2 protein-coding genes are annotated in these 4,775 nt (G+C 71.0%); both read left to right on the forward strand.

Annotated features, from left to right (window positions below; genetic code table 11):
• Positions 1 to 3,834, forward strand: a 3,834-nt coding sequence (locus ACIBCK_RS39115) for an acyltransferase domain-containing protein (protein WP_399398138.1), incomplete at its 5' end; no start/stop codon positions are given.
• 105 nt (positions 3,835 to 3,939) lie between these two features.
• On the forward strand, positions 3,940 to 4,775 hold an 836-nt coding region (locus tag ACIBCK_RS39120; RefSeq protein ID WP_399398140.1), incomplete at its 3' end, for a beta-ketoacyl synthase N-terminal-like domain-containing protein.

Below are 4,775 nucleotides of genomic sequence, written 5' to 3' on the forward strand. Positions count from 1 at the left end.
ATCGGTCACACGCAGGCGGCGGCCGGTGTGGCGGGTTTGATCAAGATGGTCCTCGCCCTCCAGCACGAGCAGCTGCCGCAGACGTTGCACGCGGACGAGCCGTCGTCGCACGTGGACTGGACGGCCGGCGACGTCAGGCTCCTGACCGAGTCGGTGCCGTGGCCGTCCGAGGGCCGGGTGCGTCGTGCAGGCGTGTCGGCATTCGGGATGAGCGGTACCAACGCGCACATCATCGTGGAGGAGGCTCCCGTAGACGATCACCCGTTGACCGAGCCGGTGGACGTACCCCCGGCGGTTGTCGGTTCCGGTGAGGTCGGTGCGTGGTTGGTGTCGGGTCGGTCTGCGGACGGCCTTGCGGCTCAGGCGGGCCGCCTCCGCGAATGGCTCGTCCCCCGGCCGGAGTTGGAGCCGGTGGATGTGGCGTGGTCGCTGGCCACGGCCAGGTCGGCGTTCGAGCACCGGGCTGTGGTGGTCGGCGGCGAGCGGACCGAGCTGGTGGCTGGTCTGGAGAGTCTGGCCGCTCAGGTGTCGGCGGCTTCAGTGGTGTCGGGCGTGGCCCGTTCGGATGCGCGGGTTGGTCTGGTGTTTGCGGGTCAGGGTTCGCAGTGGGTGGGGATGGGTCAGGGCCTGTATGAGGGCAGTCCGGTGTTCGCTGAGACCTTCGACCGTGTGTGTGGGCTGCTTGAGCTGGAGTTGGGTGTGTCTGTTGGTGCATCCGTACGGGATGTAGTGCTGGGTGTGGATGGGGTGGACGCGGGCCTGGTTGACCAGACGTTGTATGCGCAGGCGGGGTTGTTCGCCTTTGAGGTGGCGTTGGCTGCGGTGTTGGAGGCGGCTGGTGTGGTCGCCGATGCTGTGGTGGGTCATTCGGTGGGTGAGGTCGCGGCTGCGTACGTGGCTGGGGTGCTGTCGTTGGCGGATGCGTGCCGTTTGGTGGCGGCGCGTGCGCGGCTGATGCAGGAGCTGCCTGCTGGTGGGGCTATGGCGGCCATCGGCGCATCCGAGGCGGAGGTCGTCTCGGGTCTCGCCGATCTGCCGGGTGTGGTGGTCGCGGCGGTCAACGGTCCTGACTCGGTGGTGGTTTCGGGTGAGGTCGGTGCCGTGGATGCGGTGGTGGAGTCGTGGCGGGAGCAGGGCCGTCGAGTGCGGCGGCTGCGCGTATCGCACGCCTTCCACTCCCCGGCCATGGACCTCGTACTGGACGAGCTGGGTGAGGTCGCCTCTGGGCTCACCTACCAGCGCCCGCACACCATGTGGGCCGGTGCGCTGAGCGGCGAGGTGCTGTCGGAGTGCGAGAGCGGGTATTGGCCTGCGCAGACGCGGCAGGCGGTGCGGTTCGCGGATGCGGTGGCCGCGCTTGCGGCGCAGGGTGTGTCGGTGTTCATCGAGGTGGGCCCGGATGGTTCGCTGTCCGCGCTCGGCCCCGAAGCGGTGGCGGGTGCCGGCGGCGATGACGGCGTCTTCGTACCGCTCCAGCGCCGCGACGAGCAGGCCGTGTCAGGTCTGGTGACCGGCCTGGCGCGGGCATTCGTGCAGGGTGCGGCCGTGGACTGGCCGAAGGTGCTCCCGACAGGCGAGCAGGCGGAACTGCCCACGTACGCCTTCCGGCACCAGCGGTACTGGCCCGAGGGTGTGCTCACCCTGCCGATGCCGGGATCGGTCGCGGGTGGCGATGGCGCGAGTACGGCGGCCGAATCCCGTTTCTGGGCGGCTGTCGAGGACGGAGACCTGGCGCGCATCGCCGACACGCTGGCCATCGAGGACCAGCGACACCTGGGCGAGGTACTGCCCGCGCTGGCGTCCTGGCGGCGCCGCGAGCAGGACCGTTCCATGACGGCGGGATGGCGCTACCGGGCGGGTTGGGTCGCGGTCGCAGAGCCCGACTCCCGTGTCCTGTCCGGAACTTGGCTCGTCGTCGCTCCCGCCGGACTGAGCGGGGAAGGCGCTGCACGCCGGTGTGTCGCCGCGCTGGCGGCTCGTGGGGCCGAGGTCGTTGTGGCCGAGGTTCCGGCCGGGGTCGTGGACCGTGCGGATCTGGGCGCCGTACTCGGCGCGGCGCTGCGGAGCGCGGGCGTGGAGCCTGCCGGAGTGTCCGGTGTGCTCTCGCTCCTCGCGCTTGACGAGACGCTGGTGCCGGAGCATCCGGTGGTGTCCGGGGGCCTTGCCGCGACTCTGGGGCTCATACAGTCCCTCGGCGATGCCGAAGTCGTCGCGCCGCTGTGGGTCGCCACGTGTGGCGCGGTCGTGACCGCGCCCGGTGAGGCGCTGGTCAGTTCGGTACAGGGTCAGGTGTGGGGTCTGGGCCGGGTCGTCGGTCTGGAACACCCGGACCGCTGGGGCGGCTTGATCGACCTGCCCGTGACGGTCGACGAGCGGGCCGGCGCACGCCTGGTGGCGGTGCTTGCCGGGTGCGACGAGGACGAGGTCGCCATCCGGTCGGCCGGAATCCTCGGCCGCAGGCTGACCCGTGCGGGGCAGCACCGTGACGACGGCCGTTCCTGGACGCCGGGCGGCAGTGTGCTGATCACCGGCGGCACGGGTGCGCTCGCGGGACACGTGTCGCGGTGGCTGGCCGAGCGGGACGCGGCACGTCTGGTGCTGACGAGCCGTTCCGGTCCTGCCGCCTACGACATCGCGGCGACGGTCGCGGAGCTGGCGACTGGCGGGACTGCCGTCGATGTGGTGGCTTGTGATGTGAGTGACCGGTCGGAGCTTGCCGGGCTGATCGCGTGGGCTGGTTCGAGTGGTCCTTCGTTGTCGTCGGTGATGCATACGGCGGCGGTGTTGGACGACGGTGTGGTGGACCGGCTTTCGGTGCCGCGTCTGGAGACGGTCCTCGCGGCGAAGGCCGCAAGCGCCGCCCATCTGGACGAGCTGACTGCCGACCTCGACCTGGACGCGTTCGTACTGTTCTCGTCGGCCGCGTCGACACTGGGAGCCGCGGGTCAGGGCAACTACGCCGCCGCCAACGCGTACTTGGACGCGCTGGCGGAGGACCGACGGGCCCGTGGCCTCGCCGGTCTGACCGTGGCCTGGGGTGCGTGGGCGGGCGGCGGTTTCGCCGCGTCGAGCGAGGCGGTGCGAGAGCGGGTCAAGCGTGGCCCGATGCCGCCGATGGACCCGCAGCTCGCCGTACGCGCTCTGGGTGAGGCCCTGGACGGCCCCGACGCGGTGGTGACCGTGATGGACGTCGACTGGGAGCAGTTGGTGGCGGCGCCGGGCGCGACAAACCCGCGGCAGACCCCGCTCCTGCGGGACCTGCCGGAGATCCGCAAGCTGGCCGCCGCCCCGGCTGTGGGCCGCGGCGGTGGGCTGCGGGACGAGGGCGGCCTCGCGGCGCGGCTCGCCGGTCTCGGCCGGGCGGAGCAGGAGCGGGTGCTCACCGATGCGGTGCGGGCCGAAGTGGCCGCCGCCCTCGGTCATGCATCGGCCGAAGCGGTCGAGGACCGGCGGGCGTTCAAGGACCTGGGCTTCGACTCCCTGACGGCAGTCGAGCTCCGTAACCGCCTCAACGGGGTGACGGGACTGCGGCTGCCCGCGACGCTCATCTACGACTACCCCACCCCGGTCGCACTCGCCGAGTGGCTGCGCACCGAGATGGTCACGGACGAAGCGGCGCCGGTCCCGGTGCTCGCCGAGATCGACCGGCTCGAGGCCGCCCTCCGGGCCGACTCGGTGGACGAACCCGTACGGGAAGAGGCTGCCGAGCGGCTGCGCCGACTCCTTGAAGCCATGGGCGACGAGGCCGCCGACAAGAGCAAGAAGCGGCGCGAAGAGGAGCTCGAGGCCGCAACCGACGACGAGCTGTTCGCTCTCGTCGACGAACTCGAGTGATCCCCGCCCGGCCCTGATGGGCCGCGCCCCCCTTGGGCTGGCCGCATGCTCCGTGCGGCCGGCCCTCCCCCTGAAACCACCGAACATCATTCCTGGGAGCTGACCGTGTCTGACGAGGACAAGCTTCGTAGTTACCTTAAGCGGGCCATTGCCGACGCCCAGGACGCCCGAGCACGGTTGCGCAAGGTGCAGGAGCGGGCGACGGAGCCCGTGGCGATCGTCGGTATGGCGTGCCGTTTCCCGGGGGGTGCGGGCAGTCCGGAGGAGTTCTGGGAGCTGCTGTCTTCCGGTGGTGACGCGGTGGGCGGCTTCCCGACCGACCGTGGCTGGGACCTGGAGAGCGTCTACGACCCTGACCGCGAGAGCGAGGGCACTTCGTACGTGGCGCAGGGCGCGTTCCTGCGGGACGCGACGGTGTTCGATGCGGACTTCTTCGGGATCAGCCCGCGCGAGGCCCTCGCGATGGACCCGCAGCAGCGGTTGCTTCTGGAGACGTCGTGGGAGGCGCTGGAGCGGGCCGGTATCGACCCGCACTCACTGCGGGGCAGCGCGACCGGCGTCTTCGCGGGCGGCTTCGCCTCCAGCTACGGAATCGGTGTCTCCCTGGCGGGGCAGGCTGGTTCCGGTGTCGAGGGCCACCTGATGACGGGCAATGCGACGAGTGTGCTGTCCGGCCGGGTGTCGTATGTGATGGGGCTTGAGGGTCCGGCGGTGACGGTGGACACGGCGTGTTCGTCGTCGCTTGTGGCGCTGCATCTCGCAGCCCAGGCGGTGCGTTCGGGTGAGTGCTCGCTCGCGCTGGCCGGTGGTGTGACGGTCATGGTGTCGCCGGGTACGTTCGTGGAGTTCTCGCGGCAGCAGGGTCTTTCGGTGGACGGTCGGTGCCGTGCGTTCTCCGAGGACGCCGATGGCACCGGCTGGGCCGAGGGCGCGGGCATGCT

It is taken from the genome of Streptomyces sp. NPDC051218 (assembly GCF_044455475.1).
Taxonomy (GTDB): Bacteria; Actinomycetota; Actinomycetes; order Streptomycetales; family Streptomycetaceae; genus Streptomyces.